Origin of the sequence: Lachnoclostridium sp. An196 (assembly GCF_002160135.1) — a bacterium.
Classification (GTDB): Bacteria; Bacillota; Clostridia; order Lachnospirales; family Lachnospiraceae; genus Hominiventricola; species Hominiventricola avistercoris.
Map to the genome: position 1 here is coordinate 84,401 of NZ_NFJZ01000002.1, position 24,437 is coordinate 108,837.

The 24,437-nt window shown below is 50.2% G+C and carries 22 protein-coding genes and 1 tRNA gene; 22 read left to right on the forward strand and 1 reads right to left on the reverse strand.

What is annotated here, in order from left to right; all coding sequences use genetic code 11:
- Nucleotides 1–5: 5 nt before the first annotated feature.
- From B5F29_RS02780 to B5F29_RS16385, 12 genes are all read left to right on the forward strand, one after another.
- Nucleotides 6–1,637: a cell wall hydrolase gene (locus B5F29_RS02780; RefSeq protein ID WP_087153167.1), complete on the forward strand. Its 1,632-nt coding sequence runs from the start codon at nucleotides 6–8 to the stop codon at nucleotides 1,635–1,637.
- Nucleotides 1,638–1,816: 179 nt separating this feature from the next.
- Nucleotides 1,817–1,890: transfer RNA gene (locus B5F29_RS02785), tRNA-Pro, on the forward strand.
- Nucleotides 1,891–2,158: 268 nt separating this feature from the next.
- Nucleotides 2,159–3,283, forward strand: coding sequence for a helix-turn-helix domain-containing protein (locus B5F29_RS02790; RefSeq protein WP_087153168.1), 1,125 nt, complete (start codon nucleotides 2,159–2,161; stop codon nucleotides 3,281–3,283).
- A gap of 4 nt (nucleotides 3,284–3,287) precedes the next feature.
- Complete coding sequence (locus tag B5F29_RS02795; RefSeq protein ID WP_143449113.1) at nucleotides 3,288–4,067, forward strand: TGS domain-containing protein; 780 nt, start codon at nucleotides 3,288–3,290, stop codon at nucleotides 4,065–4,067.
- Between the two features lie 15 nt (nucleotides 4,068–4,082).
- Nucleotides 4,083–5,627: an Hsp70 family protein gene (locus tag B5F29_RS02800; protein ID WP_087153170.1), complete on the forward strand. Its 1,545-nt coding sequence runs from the start codon at nucleotides 4,083–4,085 to the stop codon at nucleotides 5,625–5,627.
- 179 nt (nucleotides 5,628–5,806) lie between these two features.
- Nucleotides 5,807–7,153 (forward strand): PcfJ domain-containing protein, encoded by a 1,347-nt coding sequence (locus B5F29_RS02805; RefSeq protein WP_087153171.1) that lies wholly within the window; start codon nucleotides 5,807–5,809, stop codon nucleotides 7,151–7,153.
- Between the two features lie 135 nt (nucleotides 7,154–7,288).
- The gene (locus B5F29_RS02810; protein WP_087153172.1) at nucleotides 7,289–7,636 is read left to right on the forward strand and encodes a hypothetical protein; all 348 of its coding nucleotides are present in this window, start codon (nucleotides 7,289–7,291) and stop codon (nucleotides 7,634–7,636) included.
- A gap of 182 nt (nucleotides 7,637–7,818) precedes the next feature.
- The gene (locus B5F29_RS02815) at nucleotides 7,819–8,766 is read left to right on the forward strand and encodes a hypothetical protein (RefSeq protein ID WP_087153173.1); all 948 of its coding nucleotides are present in this window, start codon (nucleotides 7,819–7,821) and stop codon (nucleotides 8,764–8,766) included.
- A 106-nt stretch (nucleotides 8,767–8,872) separates the two neighbouring features.
- Entirely contained in the window at nucleotides 8,873–10,399 is a 1,527-nt protein-coding gene (locus B5F29_RS02820; RefSeq protein WP_087153174.1) for an Hsp70 family protein, read from the forward strand.
- A gap of 70 nt (nucleotides 10,400–10,469) precedes the next feature.
- The gene (locus tag B5F29_RS02825; protein ID WP_087153175.1) at nucleotides 10,470–11,207 is read left to right on the forward strand and encodes a hypothetical protein; all 738 of its coding nucleotides are present in this window, start codon (nucleotides 10,470–10,472) and stop codon (nucleotides 11,205–11,207) included.
- Between the two features lie 20 nt (nucleotides 11,208–11,227).
- A complete protein-coding gene (locus B5F29_RS02830; protein WP_087153176.1) occupies nucleotides 11,228–11,557 on the forward strand; it encodes a hypothetical protein in 330 nt (109 codons plus the stop codon).
- A 64-nt stretch (nucleotides 11,558–11,621) separates the two neighbouring features.
- Nucleotides 11,622–11,786, forward strand: a complete 165-nt coding sequence (locus B5F29_RS16385; RefSeq protein ID WP_162608348.1) for a hypothetical protein — start codon at nucleotides 11,622–11,624, stop codon at nucleotides 11,784–11,786.
- 113 nt (nucleotides 11,787–11,899) lie between these two features.
- On the opposite strand, the gene B5F29_RS02835 is transcribed toward B5F29_RS16385, so the two are convergent.
- On the reverse strand, nucleotides 11,900–12,772 hold the full coding sequence (locus B5F29_RS02835) for a DegV family protein (protein WP_087153177.1): 873 nt from the start codon (nucleotides 12,770–12,772) through the stop codon (nucleotides 11,900–11,902).
- Nucleotides 12,773–13,284: 512 nt separating this feature from the next.
- Between B5F29_RS02835 and B5F29_RS02840 the strand changes: the two genes are divergently transcribed.
- The 10 genes from B5F29_RS02840 to B5F29_RS02885 all read left to right on the forward strand — a co-directional run bounded on the left by B5F29_RS02840 (nucleotide 13,285) and on the right by B5F29_RS02885 (nucleotide 24,403).
- Nucleotides 13,285–14,460 (forward strand): substrate-binding domain-containing protein, encoded by a 1,176-nt coding sequence (locus B5F29_RS02840; RefSeq protein WP_087153178.1) that lies wholly within the window; start codon nucleotides 13,285–13,287, stop codon nucleotides 14,458–14,460.
- 76 nt (nucleotides 14,461–14,536) lie between these two features.
- Nucleotides 14,537–16,087, forward strand: coding sequence for a multiple monosaccharide ABC transporter ATP-binding protein (gene mmsA, locus B5F29_RS02845; protein WP_087153179.1), 1,551 nt, complete (start codon nucleotides 14,537–14,539; stop codon nucleotides 16,085–16,087).
- Between the two features lie 2 nt (nucleotides 16,088–16,089).
- Entirely contained in the window at nucleotides 16,090–17,256 is a 1,167-nt protein-coding gene (mmsB, locus tag B5F29_RS02850) for a multiple monosaccharide ABC transporter permease (protein ID WP_087153180.1), read from the forward strand.
- A gap of 74 nt (nucleotides 17,257–17,330) precedes the next feature.
- Nucleotides 17,331–18,416 carry a GntR family transcriptional regulator gene (locus tag B5F29_RS02855; protein ID WP_087153181.1) on the forward strand — a complete coding sequence of 362 codons (1,086 nt, stop codon included), beginning with the start codon at nucleotides 17,331–17,333 and terminating at the stop codon, nucleotides 18,414–18,416.
- A 4-nt stretch (nucleotides 18,417–18,420) separates the two neighbouring features.
- Nucleotides 18,421–18,681: a hypothetical protein gene (locus B5F29_RS02860; RefSeq protein WP_087153182.1), complete on the forward strand. Its 261-nt coding sequence runs from the start codon at nucleotides 18,421–18,423 to the stop codon at nucleotides 18,679–18,681.
- 27 nt (nucleotides 18,682–18,708) lie between these two features.
- Nucleotides 18,709–20,196 (forward strand): L-arabinose isomerase, encoded by a 1,488-nt coding sequence (araA, locus tag B5F29_RS02865; RefSeq protein ID WP_087153183.1) that lies wholly within the window; start codon nucleotides 18,709–18,711, stop codon nucleotides 20,194–20,196.
- Between the two features lie 19 nt (nucleotides 20,197–20,215).
- A complete protein-coding gene (locus B5F29_RS02870; RefSeq protein ID WP_087153184.1) occupies nucleotides 20,216–20,917 on the forward strand; it encodes an L-ribulose-5-phosphate 4-epimerase in 702 nt (233 codons plus the stop codon).
- Between the two features lie 187 nt (nucleotides 20,918–21,104).
- Nucleotides 21,105–22,424 carry an aspartate kinase gene (locus B5F29_RS02875; RefSeq protein ID WP_087153185.1) on the forward strand — a complete coding sequence of 440 codons (1,320 nt, stop codon included), beginning with the start codon at nucleotides 21,105–21,107 and terminating at the stop codon, nucleotides 22,422–22,424.
- Nucleotides 22,425–22,568: 144 nt separating this feature from the next.
- Nucleotides 22,569–23,504, forward strand: a complete 936-nt coding sequence (locus tag B5F29_RS02880; protein ID WP_087153186.1) for an alpha/beta fold hydrolase — start codon at nucleotides 22,569–22,571, stop codon at nucleotides 23,502–23,504.
- Between the two features lie 14 nt (nucleotides 23,505–23,518).
- Nucleotides 23,519–24,403: a DUF1002 domain-containing protein gene (locus B5F29_RS02885; RefSeq protein WP_162608349.1), complete on the forward strand. Its 885-nt coding sequence runs from the start codon at nucleotides 23,519–23,521 to the stop codon at nucleotides 24,401–24,403.
- The last annotated feature ends 34 nt before the right edge of the window (nucleotides 24,404–24,437 follow it).

Consider the following 24,437-nt stretch of genomic DNA (forward strand, 5'->3'; position numbering starts at 1 on the left):
GCTTTATGCGAGAAAAAATCCGCAGGATGTACAAAAGAATGCTCAGTGTGATGTTGGCGCTCAGCATTGCAGCGTCTTCCTATGCCGTGTCGGCGGCCAGTAAGGAGACCCAGGACAAGATCGATCAGGTGGAACAGGAGAAAAGTGAGGCAGAGGAGCAGAAAGCGGCTACCGAACAGGAAAAAAGCAATCTGAATAATGCCAGATCGGAGATGGAAGAGTATCTGAAAAATCTGGATCAGCAGGCCAGCAGCCTGAATGAACAGATCTCCATATTGACGCAGGATATTGAGGCAAAGGAAGCGGAGATAGCGGAAAAGGAAGCGGAAGTCGAGAAGGCCCAGGAGGAAGTAAACAAACAGTATGAAGATATGAAAACGCGTATCCAGTACATGTATGAAAACGGCGGGAATAATCTGTTCACTTATCTGGCGGCATTGGTGACCGGAGGTATTTCCGATATGCTGAACCAGGTAGAATACGCGGAAAGTATCAATGACTATGACCGGCAGCGGCTGGAAGAATATAAAACATCCAAGGCGACTCTGGAACAGCAGCAGGCGGACCTGGCGGACGAGCAGGAAGCCCTGGAACTATTGAAAACAGAGACCGAAGACAAGAAAAAACAGGTGGCGCAGCAGCAGGCGGCGACAGGATCCAGGATCAGTGAATACAACAGTCTGATCAGTGATCTGGAGGGGAAGATCGGAGACATGGATGAGCTGATTCAGGAAAAAACGAAGATCCTGAACGAACTGATCGCCCAGGCAGAGGAGGAAGAGCGTCAGGCCAGAATCCAGGCGGCTCAAAATGCGGCGTCCTCTATGGAGAATGTGACGATTATTGCCGGCGACGCGCAGATTTCGGACCATCAGATCTCGCTCAGCGATTATGAACTTCTGATGCTTGCGACAATTATCTACTGCGAAGCCGGGAATCAGAGTTATGAAGGTCAGCTGGCCGTGGGCTATGTGATCATGAACCGTGTGAGGAGCAGTCTGTACCCCAGTACTTTGGAGGGTGTTCTGCGCCAGTCAAAACAGTTTGAGCCAGTCGGTTCCGGACGTTTCGATCTGGTGCTTCAGGCGGAACAGGATGATGATATTCCCGATATCGTGACTCAGTCCTGCTGGAACGCTGCCAGAGAAGTGGTCAACGGAAGCAGCAATGTGGGCGAATCCCTGTTTTTCCGTACCTGGGCGCCGGTGCCTTCGCTGATCACAAATCTTCAGAACGGCGGAGTCCCTTACTGGATTATTCAGGACCATATTTTTTATTATTACTGGACCAGTTATTCCACTTCTACTTCTACGCCAAGTGAGGACACGGAAGAAGAACAGGAAGAGGAACCGGAAGAAACAGAAGAAACCGAAGAGCCGGAAGAGTCGGAGCAGACTGAAACTGAAGATCCTGCTGCGGGTACGGATAATACCGGAACCGAAGATCCTGCCGCTGGCTCAGACGGAACCGAAACGACGGATCCGGCCGCAAATATGGACAGTGCCGGGACAACGGATCCGGCCGCGGATGCGGGCAGTACCGGGACTACAGATCCTGCTGCGGGTACAGATAATACCGGAACCGGTGATCCTGCGTCGGGCACACAGACTCAGAGTACGGAACAGGGTACGAACTGAGGCGGATGAGCCCAAAGTAATCAGATTTAATTCATACCGGACAGACAGTGCCGGACCTGCACCTGCTGAAGCAAATTCGCTTCAGCAGGAAAAATAAAAAAATTAAAAAAAACTCTTTACAAATCGTGAAAGTCGGGGTATAATAAACGAGTTCGCAGTTGAGAACAGAAATAAAATATCGATGCGTGGCTCAGCTTGGTAGAGCGCTGCGTTCGGGACGCAGAGGTCGCAGGTTCAAATCCTGTCGCATCGACTCCTTGGCAGGGGCGCCGGAGATGTTGATTTTCAGCATCTCCGGTTCTTTTTTATTTCGGAAAGAAGTGCCGCGATGATGAAAAATCTTTTGAATTCAGGCAGTTGTTTAAGTGCGTCATGGCTTTATTCCCCTTTTGATATTATTTGAATTGATGTTTTTTTTGTCATTATATATAATATGAAATAGGGAGACAAGTTGCTGCTTGTCCGGGAGGCGAGAGGAATCCCGTGGAAAACGATAAAAATGCTTTGCGAGGTTTTACGCAATGGATGGAGTGAATAAAAAACGACCGGCAGAGACATCTCTGCTTCCGCCAGAGCAGGAAGTGGAGAGCGAAGAGAAGGTCCTGGAACATGTGGTAAAAAACCTGAACTATTTCCGGAGTAAATATCAGATCGGAGCGCAGAAAGATCTGGCGGAAATCCTGGAGATCAGTCCTTCGCAACTGACAAAGATACTGAAAAAGGAGCAGATGCCGCCATTGTATCCGCTTCTTGTAAATATAACAAAAAGGTTCCATTATTCCATCGATGAGTTCTTGTTTACAGATATTCGGACTGCAGAGATATTCCAGACGGGAGATGAGGAAGACCTGCCTGCGGCCAGCTATATGAAATTCCAGGGGGCTTATCAGGTCTATTATTTTAATACTTCTTCTTTCCGGGAAAAAGAAAGGAGATTTCATGGGAATTCCCTGAAAAGCGGCGTCCTGTATATGGAGAAGGATTGCAGGGGCAGCGGGCATAAAATCTATGGAATCCTTGATTTGTCTAAAGACAGTGCGGACCGATATATCCGGGATGCCGTAAGAAATGGACGTTCTCCTGAATCCTCGGTTCTCGATAAAATAAAAAATGCCACACGAATGAGTCGTACGTATTTCGGCGGGTTGGATCTTTCTTCCAAACATATTTATATGGATCTCAGGTCGGATGGGGTCAAGGACGCGATCCATATGATTTTTCATCGGCCGGAGAGCAATTCTGGACGATATATCGGAGGGCTTGGAACGATGATATCCGTGTCCAGAGGAGCTGGTGCGGCCCCCAGCGTCCAGTATGTGGCAATTGTCAAGGATTCACTGGATGTGTCCGAAGAGGAGCTTGCGTCGTATCTTTTGATGCGCGGACCGGGCATCGTGGATGAAGAATCTGTAGGAGAACTGGCCGCTTTTGTGGAGAAGTTGTACAGCCCGGGGGCTGCAGAGTTCCTGGCGGCGCTCTCTGGCGAACAGAAGAAAGCCATTGTGAAAAGCAATTTTAATATGATTTTACGCGAAACGCTGGAGAGAAACTTGTCCAGGGACTTAAAAGTATCTCTGGAAGATGACGAGGAATTTTATCACTATATAAAAAGAACCATCTCTGGCATGCGCGCGGAAAGGAAATAATATGATGCCTGTAAAAGAAGATCTGTATGAAGAGATTCATAAAGCATATGAAGAGACGCTCAGAAAAAACAGAGATACTTTCCGCGAAGAATACGGAGTGGAGGCAAGCATGCAGAAGCTGGTACAGGATGGCGCCAGAACCGGAAGCATGGTGAAAAGCCTTTCTTTCCAGCGCAGAGATGCGTACAGTCTTTATCAGGACTTGTCAAAGCTACGTGCAGACAACAAAGATATGAGAAAGGCATTCATAAAAGAGAAGCTCTCTGTTTTTGACATTTTTATTATTGTCAGTGACCAATATAGCGGCAGGCCGGATGATTTGTTTTTTGAAGTATATGACAAACTGTACCAGGGGTTTTACCGGATGACAGTTACCGGATGTTTTTGCGATGGGGAGGAGAGCTTCTATGTTTTGACAGACAAGTACCGCCATACGTATAGACTGTATGTTCAGTCGGAGTTGGAGTATCGCAGGCATTTGAACCGTCGCGCTGTCGGAAGAAGGCATGGGGAATCGGACGCTCCGGTCTGCCCGGGCATTACGGTGCTGGATTTCGCGTTTGCGCAGGGAGAAGAGATCGGACTTCATTTGGAGAGAGCATATGTAAATGACGGCATCTCGCCTGCTGGTCTGGATACTGTGCTGAAGGCGGGCGACCATGTCCGGTTGGAGTATGATTTGTCAGGGCCGGTAACGGCGGTTTTTGAGTGGTTTGGCTATGTAAAAACAGATTTGGCGAAAGAAAAACTGATCGGTTATTTTAACCGTCGGTTTCGGGGCTGAGGGAAGGCGGAGCTTATGTCGAGATTTGAGTGCGGGATTCTGGGGATCGATCTGGGAACTACCAATACTGTTGTGGGCTATTATGATGAGATCGGGCAGAGGGGTGAATGCTGCATGAATCAGGAAGGAACAGCGCTGCTTCCGTCCGCAGTCTATTTTGAAGACAGTTCCACATATGTGGTCGGAACGGTGGCACGGGATGGCGCCATATTGCACCCGGATCGTACGGCGATGTTTTTCAAGCGGAAAATGGGGGCAGATAAGGAGGCCATTACGGTTGATGGGAAGGCCTTTTCTCCACAGCAGATTTCCGCTCTGGTGCTGAAAGAAGCAGTGGAGAACGCACGTGCGGAATTGGAAACGGAAGCGACGGAGGCAGTGATCACAGTGCCTGCCTATTTTGATGCGGCCGCAAGGCGGGCCACCATGGAAGCCGGAGAGATGGCGGGACTTCATGTTAGGGATATCCTTGACGAACCGGTGGCCGCTCTGTATCATTGCGACGTGCTGGGGGATCTTATAGATAAAACTGTGCTGATCTTCGACTTAGGGGGTGGTACGTTCGACCTGGTCGCAGCTGAAGTGCGCGAAACGGAGATCAACGAGATTGCCATCGCCGGGGACACAAGACTTGGAGGCTCCGATTGGGATAAGGTTTTCGCAGATTATCTGAAAGAACGCTATCTGAAAGGCCGTACGATGAACCCGGAGGAAGAACAGGAACTTTTGCTGAGTGCGGAGAAAGCAAAAAAGATTCTTTCTAAAAAAGAAAAGACAAGGCTATATATTTCGACAGCGGAAGGCCGTGTTCCGGTAGAGGTTACCCGCGAGGAGTTCGATCGATGCACGGCTCACTTGATGAAAAAAGTTCAAAAGGTTCTTCTGGATCTGATGATGGATCTGTTTGAAAAAGGGATCACTGGTTTTGATAAGATCATATTGGTGGGCGGAGCTACCAGGATGCCGCAGATAGAACAGTTTCTTAAAGGGATTCCCTATACGGACATTATAGCGAAGGATCAGGACGAGGCAGTGGCGAAAGGCGCGGCGGTTTATGCGAGACTTTTAGGAGATTTTGTGGACGGTACGCGGCAGCCTGTCAGGCAGGTATCTTCAGAAAAATATCTGAACAGAATTTGTACCAGAAGCTATGGTCTGGCGGCAATGCTGGGAGAGGACGGCGAAAGAAAGGTGTGCAATATTATTTTTCGTTCGACAGTACTTCCGGTATCCAAAAAGAGACGTTTTTATACAACATGTGATAACCAGAGACAGGTAAATCTGAAAATCTATGAAAATCTGTCGAATGAACCGTATGTGAATGTCCATTCGGAAGCTCTTTTAGGAAACTGCGTGCTGGAACTCCCGGAAGGGTTGAAAAAGGGCTCTGCTATCATGGTGGTATTCACGATCAGCGGGAATGGCGTGCTCACAGTAGAGGGAAGCGATCCTGCAAGCGGGAAAAGCGTTTCAGTGACAATGGAATCAAAGGCGCTTTTGGAGCCGGATGAGGTTATGGCTCAGAAGGTAGATATTGAGCAGCTTTCGAAAATCTATTAGGCAGAGAATTTCTGTCTGGAAATTTCGGTTGCGTATCAGAAACATAATTGAGAGATATAGGACGCTGGAAAAAGAATATCGTTTTATAATAAGGGCATATTCAAAAGAATATGTCTTTTTTATGTATGAGGAAAATATAGGACGTGTCCGTCTGGCCACTGTCCGGAGGAGGGATTCATATGGATAAATGCAGGATCAGAGAAGAGTGGAACAAAGAGTGCCCGGTGACGGACTGCGGAGATTATGCACAGTATCCGTTGCAGGACTGTATTTTGATGCGGCAGATGGAGCGTGACTTTGACGGTGCAGGGCAGCATTGTTTTGTTTTTGGGTATGTGCGGGAAACGAGAGAGGGCGTTCCGTTTGTAGATCTTTATGTGTGGGATCCGGGTATCCGGCCGCAAAAGTACAGGCGATTTGTGATTCGGGAGGGATATCGTCTGTCAGGGGACGATTTGAAAAGCTTTTTGACATATGCAGAAAAAAAGGATCTTTTTATGGGGACTATGTCTATGTCTTGTCTGCGGCTGGATGTTGGAAACCGTTTTCCGGGTTGGAATATCGTTCGGGCGTTTCCGAGCGGGGCTGGGGAAATGCTGGAACATTTGTATTTTGCGAGCCACAGGAGTGGCCCGCTGGAGATTTTGTACAAGTCAGGACTGGATGAAATCGCATATCATATTCGAAAAATCCCGGCCGCCAGGCCGGAAGGAAAAAGGCCCGCGGAGATTATCGGGCATGGGGTACCTCTGAAACTTCTGCGTATCTTGAACAATCCGGAACTTGTCGAAAATCTTTACAATGAAAAAACGATGGAGGAATGCGTGGCTGTATACAAATTGTTTGCGCCCTACATGGAAGGAACGCTTCCCACGGAAATACAGTGGAATTATCTGAAAGATTTATATTTCAACGAAGGTATCCATGCGGCGGAGAGATTTAACAGATGTCTTTACAAGGCAATGGGAGACATTCTCATAGATTTTCCCGTCAGGCAGCCTCTTCCCGTCAGAAACCGTCAGCTTCACGGTTTCCGCCGGGCACCGCTGATGTTTAATCGGGAAGCGATCATAAAAGACGCCGATAAAAAGATCCGAGAAAGAAAACGTAGGGATCGATACTATGAATATGAAAATAAAGACTATAAGATCATTCTTCCGGAAAATGCGGCGGATATGTTCAGGGAAGCAGATAAACAGAAAAACTGTCTGGTGCAATACATCAGTATGCATGCAGAGAGGGCTACCACGATTCTTTTTCTCCGCCGGGTCCAGCGCCCCGGTAAATCTTTTGTAACCATGGAAGTGAACTGTGAACAGAGGATTACGCAAATATACTGTGCGTGCAATCGGGATCCGGACCGGGAAGTACGTAAATTTGTAGAGGAATACGCTCAGGAAAAAGGTTTTCATTATGAAGAGAGAGATCATATGCTGGAAGAGATATATGATCTTGCCGAGTTGTTTGACGATGACTGGGAGCAGGATGAAGACATTTTTGATAATGGTTTTGACCATGGTGTATAGGAAACGACAGTTGCTGGAACTGTTTCGGGTTTCAACTGATAAAAAATAGTGTATAATTTTTTTGAGGGGCGCAGCTGCATGGATACATGGAGAGTAAACTGCGTCAAATGCCGACCAGACAGGAGGAGAAAGTAAATGAATGAAAAAGACGGTATGCTGAGGGATGAAGTGTATGCCAAGACTGATGATGAAGAAGTTGAGGAAGACAGGCAGGTATTTGAAGTAGAACTGGAGGATGGAACGACTGCAAAGGCTGAACTTCTCTGCCTGGCCGAGATCGACGAGGTTGAGTACGCTGTTTATGCACTGGATAACGAAGATGGCACCTTTGATATTCTTGCTTCATATGTGCGCAAGGACGAGGAGGGCTATGATATGCTGGCAGATATCGAAAATGCGGAAGATAAAAGAAAAATAGCCGAATTTGTGAAAAGCTGTATCCCTGAATTGAAAAAGGGTGTTTCTGCGATCACTAAAGATTAAAGCGAATGATATTATAACAGAGGGCTGCATGGAGATTGAGATCCGAAATGCCGGGATTTTTCGGATCTGAAACGGAAATTTCAGAAAAAAAACAAAATTGACTGTCGCCGGATTGTATCCGCAGTTTCCACTGTCGCATAATGAAGTTACAAAAACAGAAAAATGCGAAGGAGGGCATTAAGATGACTGGGTTTGTAAAAAAACTGACGGCAGCGCTTTTGGTTGTATCAATCGCTATGACTGCAGGGGAATGGGAGGCCGTGCCGGTGCACGCTGCGTCAAAGACAGAGTGCGTGGATGTGACGAAGGTGGACGCGCCCCTGTGGAGCGGGCCGACCAAGTATTCAGAGCTGGTTGACCACACATATTTGGGCCGGGTATTGGCGGTCGTTGACGAGACAGTCAACGAGTATGGGAATCTGTGGTATGAGGTTGCGTGGGAGGAAGAGCCGGGAGATGGAAATACCGCGTTTATTTACAGCGGAAATGTGGAACCGCATACCCACGGCTACTGCTGCCTGTACGTTGAGGGCGTAGAGTACAGCTACTGCGAATGTGGGGATGTATATGTGATGGGGACTTCTTATGTGGAGGTGTCCCAGGAGGACACATATATGATGTCGACGATGGCCCAGGCAGGCATCCTCAGTTTGGGAGACACTGCATTGCCGTTCGGGGATATGGTAGCAGGGGTTCTTATCATCGGAACTATCTGTCTGTATCTTACCGACAATATCCCGACGACGCTGCAGATGGTGACAGAGGAAATAGATTTTCTGGATTATCTGAAGGAAAACCCGGAGGTCTGCACGGAAACCAATTTCCGGATGGTGACGCGGGATATGAAGAATGGTCTGCTGGTTATTGAAGGAGACAATTGTCTGACCATTTCGGAAGCCTATGTATACGCAAGATTCTGCGGGGGAGATGTATGGACGCCGGACAAGACGGGGACTTCTGCGCTGGCGTGCGCAGAATTAAATGGAGAATTTTTCGGGCCGGAGGTAGATAAAGACAAGCCGGGGTATTACTATCATTACCATATGGGAACAGATCATGATAACGCGGTGGAAAGCCATATCTTTTACGGTACAGGGCAGTATACTGGCAGTTATCCGGTTGGTTACTGACGGAAGGATACTTAAGTTTTTTTCTTCCGGATACCGGTGGGATGGCCGCGTACTGAAAAAGGCAGATGTGGCTGCGGGTGTGTATGAAGTCATATAGAAGGCGGATATGATGGCGAGATTTGAGTGCGGAATTCTGGGGATTGATCTTGGAACCACCAATACAGTAGTGAGCTATTATGATGAGATCGGGCAGAGGGGAGAATGCTGCATGAATCAGGAGGGGACGACGCTTCTCCCGTCCGCAGTATATTTTGAAGACAGTTCTTCCTATGTGGTCGGTACGGTCGCCCGGGAAGGGGCAATGTTGCATCCGGATCGGACAGCAATGTTTTTCAAGCGGAAAATGGGTAGCAGCAAGGAAGCATTCATGATAGAGGGAAAGGCTTTTTCTCCGCAGCAGGTCGCTGCGTTGGTGCTGAAGGAAGCGGTGGAAAATGCGCGAACCGAGCTGGGGACAGAGGTCACGGAGGCCGTGATCACAGTCCCGGCATATTTTGGCGCATCCGCAAGGCAGGCCACCATCGAGGCCGGCGAGATGGCGGGGCTTCGGGTGAGGGATATCTTGGATGAACCGGTGGCCGCACTGTATCACTGTGATGTGCTGAGCGATCTGATAGGAAAAACAGTACTGATCTTCGATCTGGGCGGAGGGACACTGGACCTGGTCGCAGCCGAGGTGCGTGAAAATGAGATCAATGAGATTGTGATCACCGGGAATATGAGACTTGGGGGAGTCGATTGGGATAAGGCCTTTGCAGATCATATCAGATGGACCCGTCTGCAGAGCTGCACGTTGGTGCCGGAGGAAGAGCAGGAGCTTCTGCTGGCGGCGGAGAAGGCGAAAAAAATCTTTTCCAGAAAAGAGAAGACGAAGCTCTATGTTTCGACGAAGGAGGGGCGCGTTGCCGTAGAAGTCACCCGCAGCGAGTTTGACCGGTGTACGGAGCATTTGAACAGGAAGGTCCGGGTCGCTATCATCGACCTGATGATGACTCTGTACAGAAAAGGGATCAGTGAATTTGACCGGATCATCCTGGTGGGGGGAGCAACCCGGATGCCCCAGATTAAAAGGCTTCTAGCGGAAGCATTTCCTTATACGCACGTTGCCGCCGGAGATCAGGACGAAGCGGTGGCAAAGGGCGCGGCGGTCTACGCAAAGCTTCTTGACAGCTCCGCCGGAGGACATTCCTCTGCCAGGTATGCCGCGCCGAAAAAACGTCTGAACAGAATATGCACCAGGAGCTATGGCCTGGCGGCCATGATGGGAGAGGATGGTAAAAGGAAAGTATGCAATATGATTTTCCGGTCAGCGAAGCTACCGATCGCCATCGTCCGTCGGTTTTATACATCCTGCGACAACCAGAAGCAGGTGAACCTGAAAATATATGAAAATATATCCGATGAACGATACGTGGACGTTCATCCGGAGGCATTCCTGGGAAACTGCATACTGGAGCTGCCGGAGAATCTGCCGAAGGGATCCGATATCGAGGTGATGGTCACGATCCGGCGGGACGGGGTGCTCACGGTAGAAGGCAGGGAGCCGGAAAGCGGGAAGGCAGTCCGGGCGGTCATCGACTTAAAGGCACCGCCGGGACAGGATGAGGCCCATGACCCAGACGGGAGATATTGAGAAGCTTTCAAAGGAGTATTAGCGGAAATTCCCCTTTCCTATTTGAAACTATAAACCGGGAGGTATCAGTATGGACAGACATACGGATAAAAGAGAATGGAATAAAAACTGTCGGGGGGCAGCAGGCGTGCTGAACCGGCTTTTGATGCTGTCGTTTTGCCCGTTGCTTTGGGCGGGCGTCCATATGTTGTTTGATGGCAGCTGGTGCGCGGCAGCCAGCTCTGCGGATGGAGCGGCATCCTTTTGGCCGGGAATTCTGGTAGGATATGTATCCGGGATTGTTCTTCATGAGCTGGCTCATGTCTGTGCCTGCCTGGCGTATGGCGGGCGTGTGCTGGGCGGCGGCCTGATGTTCCGGTATTTTATACCGCAGGTTTATGTGAACATAGACTGGGAATGTGTCAGGAGCAGGCTTAAAAGGGTGCAGATCCTGGCGGCAGGCATAGAATGCAACTTTGCCCTGGCCGGTTTTTTCCTTCTGCTTCTGAAAACAGGGCTTTTCAGCCGCGAATTCCTGCAGAACGCGGCAACAGTCAATTTTATCCTGGGGGTTCTGAATACATCTTTGGCAGACGGCCTGGACGGGATGCAGATCTATGAACAGATTCTGGGAGAAGAGAACATGGTTCGGAAAGCCAGGAGGCTGCTTGGGGACAGGGAATCCAGGAGGCGCCTCAGGAGCAGAAAGGTGAACGGCTATGCGGTGCTCCTTCAGTGTTATCTGACCGTTGGAATGCAGCTCTTGCTGCCGCTATATCTGATCTTTGACCTGCTGAGTTTATGCCTGATAGGAAGGCTTGCCCGCTGACAGGGAAGAAAGGAGACAATATGATTTTGAAAAGTGTGCTGATGGTTTATGTGCCCCTGTTTTTTCTGGTATCCGTACTGCCGGTCTGCCGCAGGAGAGAAAGCCTGTGGATCTCTGTGCTGACGCCGGCCGTATCAGCTCCGTTTAATTACATGCTCGTCAGAGAATATATGCCGTTGATACTGCCGGGGGAAACAGAAGGGTTTTTGGGGATTATCCGCTGGGCATTTATACTTCTTTATATTTTGATTCTGACAAGTATGGAAGAGGTGATAGCGGGCATCGCGGGCAGGGTGATCTGGCGCAGGCAGCGCAGGCTGCATATTCCCGTGAAAGTAAAAGGGGAATGACGGTTGGCGCGGGGTACAGAGTATACCGCCTATATAGCAATTATGCCATAATTATATGGAGCAGATGGAAGTTTTTGGTGAGCTGCAGCTACAGGATGCAACTGCTTATATTCAGAGAAACCGGATGATCCTGGGGAGTATCAGTGTGGTTCTCCTGCTGACAGGTCTTACGAATTATTTTAATGTGGTGATAACCGGCGTTTTTGAAAAATCTGGAAATGGCTTCTGAATTTTACGAATATGAAGAACCGAAGTCTGCTTATCGGGGCTGATCTGGTATAAAAGAAGGACCTTGGGATTATTTTTCTCCCATGGCCCTTTTCGATTTTTAGTTATGCTTTTTTACAGTCCCCTTACTGCGCCGATTCCCAGTCCGCCGGCGCCCACATGGGCTCCGATGCTCATGGAAAGAGGGAAGTAGACCAGTTCCATATCCGGGAACTCGGCCTGCAGCGCGGATTTGAAATGTTCCAGTTTGTCAGGATCCATCAGGGTGTTTGCCAGCCCGAGCTTCAAAAGCCCCTGCTCTTTCATCCCGGAAAAACGGGACTGGATGTCTGTCCGCAGGGCTTCCAGCATGAGACGGAAGGCGGACTCCACTCCTCTGGCCTTTCCGAAAAGATCCAGTTTGCCGCCCTGAATCGTCAGAACGGGCTTGATCCGAAGAATCGTTCCCAACGCGGCGGCAGCGGCAGTGATCCGCCCGCCTTTCTTCAGATATTCCAGCGTATCCACAGCAATGAAAATCGTGGCGTCCATGGCCTCTTTCTCCAGAATATTTTTGATTTCCTGTCCGCTTTTCCCTTCTTCGGCGAGTTCCTGAGCGTCCAGGACAGATACGGCCTGCGTGACGGAGATCCGGTGGTTGTCCACCACAAAGACCCTTCCCTGGTACGGCTCGTCTTCCGCCAGCAGGCAGGCGGTCTGGCAGGCGCTGCTCAGGCCGGAAGACATAGGAATAAATACGATCTCATCATGTGTGCGGAGCAGACGGTCCCACATGGCCGTCACATCCCCCGGAGACGGCTGGGAAGTGCTGACGGCAGATCCGGCTTCCTGCATCTTATAAAATTCATCCGGCTGGATATCTACCCCTTCAAAATATGTTTCCCCGTTGATAATGACCGGCATAGGCAGTATGTGGATCCCGTAAGAGGACTCTTCCGACGGCATGATCCCGCAGTTGCTGTCTGTCATGATTGCGATTTTTGACATAATTCCCTCCGATATGTCTGCTTCTTCCCCTGAAAAGCAAAATAGATTTATATGAAATATAGCAATTATAACAAAATAATCCCTAACCTACAATGGACAAACACCGCAAAGTGGAAATGAATTTTTATGCGGAACCGATTGTATAAAAATACATTATGCGAAAAAAGAGAAGTACAGGGAAAATATAGTGTAAATTATATTTTGCGATAATGAGACAAATTATCATGTACAATTTAAATACAAGTTCGCGAAAAAAGAATACAACTTGTCAGAAAGCAGTAAAAAATGTGCAGTTTAGGAGAGAAAATAGTGCGAATATAATTGACAAAACAGGTGTCGGAATGTATATTGTTACTAAATCATAAACAATATACAAACCTGAATTCGTTAAAATCACAAAGTTTTTCCTGTGTTTGAAATTATATATGTAAATTTTATACATGTACAACACCGTACAAGTTGTGCGGATTGTAAATACAACTTTTAATCAACTAAAGGGAGGATTACCAACAATGAGAAGAAAAGCCTTAAGCGCAATTCTCGCTGTCGCTATGGTAGCTGCTATGGCAGTCGGATGCGGAAGCTCCACCACAGAGACCACCAGCGACACAACCACAGAAACTACGGATGACGCAGCAGCTGCGGACGATGCGGCGGCGGAAGCTACGGATGAAGCAGCCGCGGCAACCGGAGAAGGCGGAAGAATTGGCGTGGCAATGCCGACCCAGTCTTCTGAAAGATGGATCAACGATGGTAATAACATGAAGACCGAGCTGGAAGCTCTTGGGTATGAAGTAGACCTTCAGTATGCAGAGGACGACGTTCAGATGCAGGTTTCTCAGATCGAGAACATGATCGCGGCAGGTGCTGACTGTCTGGTTATCGCAGCAGTTGACTCCGGCGCTCTGACCACGGTTGAGGCTCAGGCAAAAGAGGCGGGCATCCCGATCATCGCTTACGACCGTCTTCTGATGGACACCGACGCAGTTTCCTACTATGCATCCTTCGATAACAAGGGTGTCGGAACCGCGATCGCGAACTACATCGTAGAAGCAAAAGACCTGGAAGCGGCAAGAGAAGCCGGTGAAAGCTACACCATCGAGTTCTTCATGGGCTCCCCGGACGACAACAACGCCGTTCTGCTCCATCAGGGCATCATGGAAGTGCTTCAGCCGTATCTGGACGACGGCACCCTGGTATGCAAGACCGGAAGAACTTCTTTTGAAGACACCTGTATCCTCAGATGGTCCCAGGAGACCGCTCAGCAGTGGTGCGAGAACTACCTGACCGGTTTCTATGCTGACGAAGACCTGGATATCGCATGCTCCGCGTTCGACGGTTTCGCATACGGCATCAAGGCGGCTCTTCAGGGAGCAGGATACACCGAAGAGAACTGGCCGCTGGTTACCGGACAGGACGCAGAGCTGATGGCCTGCAAGAATATCCTGGATGGATCCCAGACCATGTCTATCTACAAAGATACCCGTCTCCTGGCTGAGAAGTGCATCACCATGGTACAGGCTGTGATGACCGGAACCGAGCCGGAGATTAACGATACCACGACGTACAACAACAATGTAATCACGGTTCCGTCCTATCTGTGTACTCCGGTAGCGGTGGACGCTGAGAACCTGCAAGAAGTCATCGTGGACGGCGGATACTATTCAGCTGAAGATCTGGGGCTGTAATTTTTCGGACCTGACAGAGGCGGCGGCGCAAGTCGCCGCCTTTTTGAAGCAAATACAGAGAAAAGGAGCGAGAGGTATGTCAGAATATATCTTGGAGATGAACCACATAACCAAGGAATTCTCGGGCGTCAAAGCACTGGACGATGTGAATCTGAAAGTGAAAAAAGGAGAGATCCATGCGTTATGCGGGGAGAACGGCGCCGGGAAGTCTACCTTGATGAACGTTCTGTCCGGTGTGTATCCCTTCGGAACCTATACCGGGGACATCGTCTATAAGGGCGAGACGATGAAATTCCACCACATCAAGGACAGTGAGGCAAAGGGCATCGTTATCATCCATCAGGAACTGGCGCTGAGTCCGTACATGTCCGTGGCGGAGAACGTGTTCCTGGGCAACGAGCAGTGTTCGGCAAGAGGCGTGATCGACTGGACGAAGACCCAGGCGAAGGCGAAAGAGATGCTGGCAAAGGTCGGACTGGAACATGAGAACGTGAACGTGCCGGTCAACACGCTGGGCGTGGGCAAGCAGCAGCTGATCGAGATCGCCAAGGCGATGGCGAAAAACGTGGATCTGCTGATCCTGGACGAACCGACGGCGGCGCTGAACGACGAAGAGTCGGCGAAACTGCTGGACATCATGCTGGATCTGAAAAAACAGGGCGTGACGATGATCATCATCTCCCATAAGCTGAACGAGATCAGCTATGTGGCAGATTCCATCACGGTCATCCGGGACGGCCATACGATTGAGACGCTGGTCAAGGACGTGGATGATTTCTCGGAAGACCGCATCATCAAAGGCATGGTGGGACGTGAGATGACGAACCGTTATCCGGTCCGCGAGGGAGTAACGATCGGAGACGTTATATTTGAGGTGAAAGACTGGAACGTATATCATCCGGACGACCCGGACCGGCACGTACTGCGGGACATCAACATCAAAGTGCGCGCGGGAGAAGTGGTAGGGCTGGCAGGCCTGATGGGAGCGGGCCGGACGGAATTTGCCATGAGTGTGTTCGGAAAGTCCTATGGACAGAAGATCAGCGGAACCGTTAAGATCAACGGCAAAGAGGTAAACCTGAAAGACGTGCGGACGGCCATCGACAATAAACTGGCCTACGTGTCGGAAGACCGGAAAGGCAACGGTCTGGTCCTGATCGACGACATCAAGCGGAATATGACTATGGCTGCCCTTCGCAATTTCTTCTCCAAAAACGGCATCGTGAACGCCAACGAGGAGATCGTGAAGGCAGAGGAATATAAAAAACTGATCAATGTGAAGGCGAACTCCATCGACCAGACGGTTGGTTCCCTGTCGGGAGGAAACCAGCAGAAGGTGGTACTTGCCAAGTGGATGCTGACACAGCCGGATGTGCTGATCCTGGACGAACCTACCCGGGGAATCGACGTGGGTGCGAAGTATGAGATCTACTGCGTGATCAACGATCTGGCGAAGGCAGGAAAGGCGGTCATCGTCATCTCGTCCGAGATGCCGGAGATCATCGGTACCTGCGACAGACTGTACATCATCAACGAAGGCCATATTGCCGGAGAACTGAGCAAGAGCGAGATGACTCAGGAACGGATCATGGGATGCATTATGGCGGATAACAGGAAAGGTGAGTAATCATGGAAAATAAGAAAGTAGTAAATATTGATATGAGACAGTACGGCATGGTACTGGCCCTGATTGCGGTTTATGTAATCTTTGCGATCCTGACCGGCGGAAAGAATATGTCCCCGGCCAATATCAACAACCTGATTATGCAGAACGGCTACATTGTGATCCTGGCAGTAGGTATGCTGCTCTGCGTCCTGACCGGTAACGTGGACCTGGGCGTCGGCTCTATCGTAGCTACCTGCGGTGCGGTCATCGGTATCGGTATGGTAGACTATGGATGGAATATGTGGGTAGCGATTCTGGCAGCGCTGGTTGTCGGACTTCTCTGCGGTATGTTCGCCGGATTCTTCATTGCGAAGCTTGGCATTCCGCCTTTCATCGTAACGCTGGCAACCATGCTGATGGGCCGCGGACTTACCTACGTGCTCCTTCAGGCGCAGACGAAAGGACCTCTTCCGGCAGACTTTACTTACATAGGAGCAGGATTCCTGCCGACGATCAAAGTGGGACCGGAAGGCGCTCAGATCGATATGGTATGTATCATTGTGGCGGCAGTGGTATCTGTCCTGATCATCCTGGCAGAGCTTAAGAGCATCGCAACAAAGAAAAAATACGGTTTTGCTACCAACCCGCTGTGGCAGCTGGTAGTGAAAAATGTGGTGATCATCGGAATCGTATGGTTCTTCTTCTATAAACTGGCATGCTACAGCGGAATTCCGTTCGTGCTGGTGCTGATGGTTCTTCTGGTAGGACTTTATCATTTCATTACCACGAAGACGGTAGCAGGACGTCAGATCTACGCTCTGGGCGGCAACGAGAAGGCGGCGAAACTTTCCGGTATCAACACGGAGAAGGTATTTTTCTGGGTATATACGAACATGGGTATCCTCTGCGCAGTAGCAGGTATCGTACTTTCCGCACGTAATGCTTCCGCTACTCCGAAAGCAGGCGACCAGTTCGAGATGGACGCAATTGCTTCCTGCTACATCGGCGGTGCGGCAACCTCCGGCGGTGTTGGTACGATCATCGGAGCGGTCGTAGGAGCATTCATCATGGGTATCCTGAACAACGGTATGTCCCTGTACGGATTCTCCACCGATATGCAGAAGATTGTAAAAGGTGCAGTTCTTCTGGGTGCAGTTACGATCGACCTGGTATCCAAGAGGAAAAAATAATTAAATAATGAAAAAGGAAGGGGGCTGCGCGCAGCGGAAAAACCGGCTGGTGCGACAGCCCCCATTGAATAACTATGAGACAGCAAGAGCCCAAATACATCCTGCTGATAAATTGGATAAGGGAAAAAATCAGCACAAAAGAACTGCGGCCGGGATCAAAGCTATATTCGGAGAATGAACTGAGTGCCATGTTCGGGGTGAGCCGGCAGACGGTGCGCCATGCCATTGGGATCCTGGAGACGGAGGGCCTGGTGGAGCGGGTCCGCGGAAGCGGCACTTATATTGAAAAACGCATGGGAACAGCGCGGAAGCCTACGATGAATATCGCGGTAATCAGTACCTATGTGGACGGATACATATTTCCGCCCATGCTGCAGGGGATTGTGCAGAAGCTTTCCGCGGAAGGGTATACGACGCAGATTACGTTTACCGGGAACCAGATTAACAATGAAAGAAAGATACTGGAGGAAATCCTGGAGAGAGATCAGGTGGACGGGGTGATCGCGGAGGCGGTGAAATGCGCGCTGCCCAACCCGAATCTGGAATATTACAGGGAAATTCAGAAGCGGCAGATCGCGCTTCTGTTTTTCGACTGCAGATATCCGGAACTGGACGCTCCGCTGGTGGCGCTGGATGATGAGAAAGTAGCGGAAAAAGCGGTAAATTATCTGATTGAAAAGGGCCACCGCAAGATAGGAGGCATCTTCAAGGCGGACGACGGACAAGGGAGACTTCGTTACTCCGGATATCTGAACGCGCTGCTGAAGGCGGGGATAGGTGTGGACGACCGGAAGGTGCTCTGGATCGATACGGAGGACCAGAAAAATATAAGAAATATTCGCGCGTCTCTTCTTCGGCGCCTTATGGACTGTACGGCAGTTTTCTGCTATAATGATCAGGTAGCATTTGAATTAATCGAACTTCTTCAAAAGGAAGGGATCCGGGTGCCGGGACAGTTGTCCGTGATCAGTATCGACGGGACGGAACTGTCGCTGCTCTGCGAGCCGAAGATCACGTCGATTCCGCATCCGATGGAAGAACTTGGCCAGAAAGCGGCGGAGTATATGGTGCGTATGATCGTAGAGCCTGGATTTCAGGAAGATTATCTGTACTGCCCGGAAGTCCTGGAAAGGAGCTCGATTAAAAGAATAGGAGGCTAGAAGGATGGACGGGGCGAAGAAACCCAGGAATACAATGATGGCTCTGATCGCGAGGCTTGTTGTGGCGGCGTATCTGCTGTATACGGCGTGGGAGCTGCGCGGAGCGCCTGCCGCCCACGATGGAGCGGAGCGCGTTTTATTTATAGTGGCGATTGTCGCGTTTACAGCGATCGCGCTGGTATTAGGAGGATTTTCCCTGAAAGCTCTTCTGAAAGGCGAGTACGACAAGCCTGGTTCGGATGAGGAGCCGGAAGGAAAAGAATAAATCATTTAAGGGAAAGAGGTAGAAGTCATGAAAAATTATAAGTTCTGGTTTTGTACCGGATCTCAGGATCTGTACGGGGATGAGTGCCTGAGAAAAGTGGCGGAACATTCTGCAAAGATTGTAGAAGGTCTGAACAACGGCGGAAAGCTCCCGTTTGAAGTGGTGCTGAAGCCGACGCTGATCAGCCAGGCGTCGATCCGCCAGACTCTGAACGACGCAAATAATGATCCGGAGTGCGCGGGTGTGATCACCTGGATGCATACCTTCTCTCCGGCGAAGATGTGGATCATCGGCCTGCAGGAGTATAAGAAACCGCTTTGCCACCTGCTGACCCAGTTTAATGAAGAGATTCCGTATGACACCATCGACATGGATTTCATGAACGAGAACCAGTCCGCGCATGGAGACCGGGAATATGGCCATATTGTGAGCCGTATGGGTATTGAGAGGAAGATTATCTTCGGCCATTGGAACAATCCGTCCGTGCAGGAGCGTCTGGGCAGCTGGATGCGTACCGCTGTGGGCGTGATGGAATCCTCCCATATCCGTGTATGCCGTGTGGGCGATAATATGAACAATGTGGCGGTTACGGAAGGCGATAAAGTAGAAGCGCAGATCAAATTTGGATGGGAGATCGACCACTACAATGTCAATGACCTGGTAGAGTATGTGGACGCGGTTCCGCAGGGTGATGTAGACGCGCTGGTGGAAGAGTACTATAACAAGTATCAGATTCTGCTGGAAGGCAGAGACGAAGCGGAGTTCCGCAGACATGTGGCGGTTCAGGCTCAGATCGAGATCGGCGCGGAAAAATTCCTGAAAGACGGCGACTATCATGCGATCGTAACACATTTTGGCATGCTGGGCGGACTGAAACAGCTTCCGGGTCTGGCAATGCAGAGGCTGATGGAAAAAGGATACGGATTCGGCGCAGAGGGAGACTGGAAGACGGCGGCTATGGTACGTCTGATGAAGATCATGACCGAAGGCATCCCGAACGCGAAGGGAACTTCCTTCATGGAAGACTATACATATAACCTGGTGCCGGGCAAGGAAGGCATTCTGCAGGCACACATGCTGGAAGTATGCCCGTCCATCGCGGACGGCCCTATCTCCATCAAAGTACAGCCTCTTTCCATGGGCAACCGGGAAGATCCGGCGCGTCTGGTATTTACATCCAAGACCGGCCCGGCAGTGGCTACGTCTCTGGTAGATCTCGGAAACCGCTTCCGTCTGATCATCAATGCGGTGGACTGCAAGAAGGTAGAGAAACCGATGCCGAAGCTTCCGGTGGCTACCGCGTTCTGGACTCCGCAGCCCAGCCTGGAGATCGGTACCGAGGCATGGATCCTGGCGGGCGGCGCGCACCATACCGCATTCTCCTACGATTTGTCCGTAGAGCAGATGGCAGACTGGGCGTCCGCTATGGGCATTGAGAGCGTTGTAATCGATAACAATACCAACATCCGCGATTTCAAGAACGAACTGAGATGGAACGCGGTTGCTTACAGATAAGCGACAGGAGGCAGGATCGATGCTGGAAGAATTAAAACAGAAAGTATATGAAGCCAATATGCTGCTTCCCAAATACGGGCTGGTAACATTTACCTGGGGCAATGTAAGCGGGATCGACCGTGAAAGCGGCCTGTTCGTCATCAAGCCCAGCGGCGTGGACTATGAGACTATGAAGCCGGAAGACATGGTGGTTATGGACCTGGAGGGAAACCGGGTAGAAGGACATTACAAACCGTCTTCCGATACGCCGACCCATCTGGAGATCTATAAAGCGTTTCCGGAGGTGGGAGGCGTCGTGCATACCCATTCCTCCTATGCGACCAGCTGGGCGCAGGCGGGAAGAAACATTCCCTGCTACGGAACGACCCATGCAGACTATATGTACGGAGAGATCCCCTGTGTGCGCTGTCTGACCAAAGAAGAGATTGAAGGCGCTTACGAGGAGAATACCGGACATCTGATCGTGGATTCTTTCAGAGCCATGAATAAGGACCCTATGGCGGTGCCCGCGGTACTGTGCAAGAACCACGGCCCGTTCGCGTGGGGCAAGGATCCCCATGAAGCGGTGCACAACGCGGTAGTGCTGGAAGAAGTGGCAAAGATGGCTTACCGCGCGGAGACGATCAATCCGAGGATCCAGCCGGCTCCTCAGGAACTTCAGGACAAACATTATTTCCGTAAACATGGCGCGAACGCGTATTACGGACAGGATACCAAATAGGATATACGAAACGGCCGGGCCGCCGGGGAATTTCCCAGGCGGCCCGGTTTTTTTGATAAAAAGTATTGTCTTCTGAGAAAAATCCCAGTATAATCAAAGCTGGCTTTGTGAAGATCGGAAGACTGCGGACTGACGATCCGTGCGGGGAGCACAGTTGTCCGCGGGAAGAGAACAAGGAGATGGAGTAATGAAAAAAGTAGTAAAATTCGGAGGAAGCTCTCTGGCCAGCGCAGAGCAGTTTCGCAAGGTAGGGGATATTATCCGCGCGGATGAAGACAGGCGCTATGTTGTGCCGTCTGCGCCGGGCAAGCGTTTTTCCAAAGATATAAAAGTAACGGATATGTTATATCAGTGTTATTATTCTGCGGCGAACGGCGAAGATTTTGAAGGGATGCTGCAGCAGATCCAGTCCCGTTATAACGAGATTATCGGAGGCCTGAATCTGAAACTCTCTTTGGACAAAGAATTTAAAGCGATTGCGGAAAATTTCGGGAAAAAAGCGGGAAGCGACTACGCCGCATCCAGAGGAGAGTATCTCAACGGTCTGGTTATGGCGGCATATCTGAATTATCCTTTTATTGATGCGGCGGAAGTGATTCGTTTTGACGAAAATGGTGATTTTGATGGGGATACGACGGATGAGATTTTGTCAAAGCGTCTGGAGGAAATGCCCAATGCGGTGATTCCGGGATTTTACGGAGCGCTTCCGGATGGCAGAATCAAAACGTTTTCCAGAGGCGGTTCCGATATTACCGGGTCTATCGTGGCAAAGGCAGTCGGAGCGGATATGTACGAAAACTGGACAGATGTGTCCGGGTTTCTGGTAACAGATCCAAGAATCATCAAAGATCCCGCGGTGATCAGCGTGATTACATACCGCGAACTCCGGGAACTGTCTTATATGGGAGCCACCGTGCTCCATGAAGACGCTATCTTCCCGGTGCGTAAGGCAGGAATTCCTATCAATATCCGCAACACTAACCGGCCGGAAGACAAAGGCACCATGATTGTTGCCAGTACCTGCCATAAACCGGATTATACGATCACCGGCATTGCGGGCAAGAAGGGATTTGTGACCGTTAACATTGAAAAGGACATGATGAATTCGGAGATTGGTTTTGGCCGCAAAGTGCTGGGTGTGTTCGAACAGTATGGAATTTCTTTCGAACACATGCCTTCGGGTATTGACACTATGAGCATCGTGGTACATCAGGACGAGTTCGAAGAGCATGAACAGAATGTCCTGGCGGGCATTCAGCGAGCTGTACAGCCGGATTATCTGGAAGTAGAAGGTGATCTGGCTCTGATCGCCATTGTTGGACGCGCTATGCGCGCCAACCGGGGAACCGCAGGAAGGATCTTCTCAGCGCTGGCCCATGCCAATGTGAACGTGAAGATGATCGACCAGGGTTCCAGTGAGTGGAATATAATTGTCGGAGTAAGAAACGATGACTTCGAGAGAGCGATTCGGGCAATCTACGATATCTTTGTGACGACTCAGCTGTAAAATGCCGGGGAAGGGGCTCTGCGGAAGAAAGTATCCGGCAGATGCCCCGTTTTTTAAGAATCCTTAAAATTTTATGAAATTCCGCCATCGCATGGGAAATTGTGATAAACTATGGGAAAACACGCAGACAGAAGGTGATTCTCAATGATTACACGGGAAGAATTTTACGTGGATTCAGCAGATGGTATTCATATGATACACGGTTACCGCTGGTATGATCCCGAGGTGGAATACAAAGGAGTCCTGCAGCTGGTACATGGAATGCAGGAATATATAGAACGTTATCAGGGGCTGGCGGAGTATATGGCTTCTGCCGGTTATTTTGTGGTCGGACATGATCATCTGGGACATGGGGATTCTGTGAAGTCTCCGGAAGAACTTGGATATGTGGGCAGACAGGGGGCGGTTTTATGGCTGAGAGATATCGGCCAGATCCGCCGGATGGCGGCCTCCTATGCTCCGAAAGTTCCGTATATTATTCTCGGCCACAGTATGGGTTCTTTTTTGGTGCGCAGATATCTGATTTATCATGGAAAGAAAGTGGACGGCGCGGTCCTGATGGGAACCGGGCAGCAGCCCGTGCTGCTGGTCAAAGCAGGGCTGGCATTGACCTATTTGAGTATGCTGAAATCCGGAAAACATGGAAGAAGCAGACTCCTTGACCGGCTGACATGCAGCGGATTTGCAGGCAGATATCCGGATAATGCGCGTACGGGAAGCTGGATGAGCCGGGATCCGCAGGTGATGACGGCCGCGCTGAATGACAAGAAGATGAACTTTCATTTCTCTCTGAACGCGTATGAAGCGCTGCTGCGTACCGTGGAGGAAGTGATCGATCCGAAAAGAGCGGTCCGGATGCCAAAGGACCTGCCGATCCTGATTCTGTCCGGAGCGGAAGATCCTGTGGGAGAAAATGGAAAAGGCGTCCGTCGGTTTGAGAAAATGCTGGATAAAATAGGAATGAAAAAAGTGACCTGCAAGACTTATCCGGAAGCGAGACATGAGCTGCTCAACGAACTGAACAGACAGGAGGTCTTCCAGGATATTCGCAGATGGTGCGACGCCGTTGTGAAAAGTTGAAGGAGGAAGACACTATGAGAAAATGGATTTCCATGTGCTGTCTGGTTATAGCATTGCTGGCGGTCGGCAGCATAAAAGCGGATGCGGCTGAGGCTCCGGTCCTTGCGCTGGGAGCTGATCTGACCGAAGACCAGAAAGCGATCGTATTTTCAGAAATGGGGATTACGGCGGAGCAGGCGGCATCCTACCAGACTGTTTATATTACAAATGACATGGAACACCAGTATCTGGACGAGGCGTTGGGCGCATCTGTGGTAGGAACCAGATCCCTGTCTTCGGTTCTTCTCATTCCGCAGGAAAGCGGAAGCGGTCTGAGTGTGGAGACGCATAATATCAGTTATTGTACTATCTCCATGTACCGGAACGCGTTGCTGACTGCCGGTGTGGCGGACGCGAAGGTAATCGTGGCGGCGCCCAGCTCGATCAGCGGTACGGCGGCGCTCATCGGGGCCGTGAAGGCATATGAAGCGTACAGCGGGGAGCCGGTAACGGATGAGGCGCTGGAGGTAGCTACGGATGAGCTGGTTCTGACCGGAGATCTGATGGATGAACTGAATAATCTGGATCCGGATCAGGTGTCGGATATGATTGCCTATCTGAAACAGGAGATCGCGGAAAGAGGCCTGGATGATCCGGAAGAACTGGAAAACCTGGTGAGACAGGTGGCGGTCGAGATGGAGATCTCCCTGACGGATCAGCAGGTGTCCAATATCGTGGACCTTCTTCTGAAACTGGGAAATCTGGATATTGACGCCAATCAGCTTATATCCCAGGCAAAAGAATTGTACAGCCGGCTGGAGTCCATGGGTATTGAACTGGATGGAGAGAAAGTGGGAAATTTTATTACCCGGTTCGTGTCATCCATCTGGGACCTGATTCAGAGCTTCCTTTCAGAATAAGCAGCTCAGGCTTTCTATATGGGAAAGGAGGACG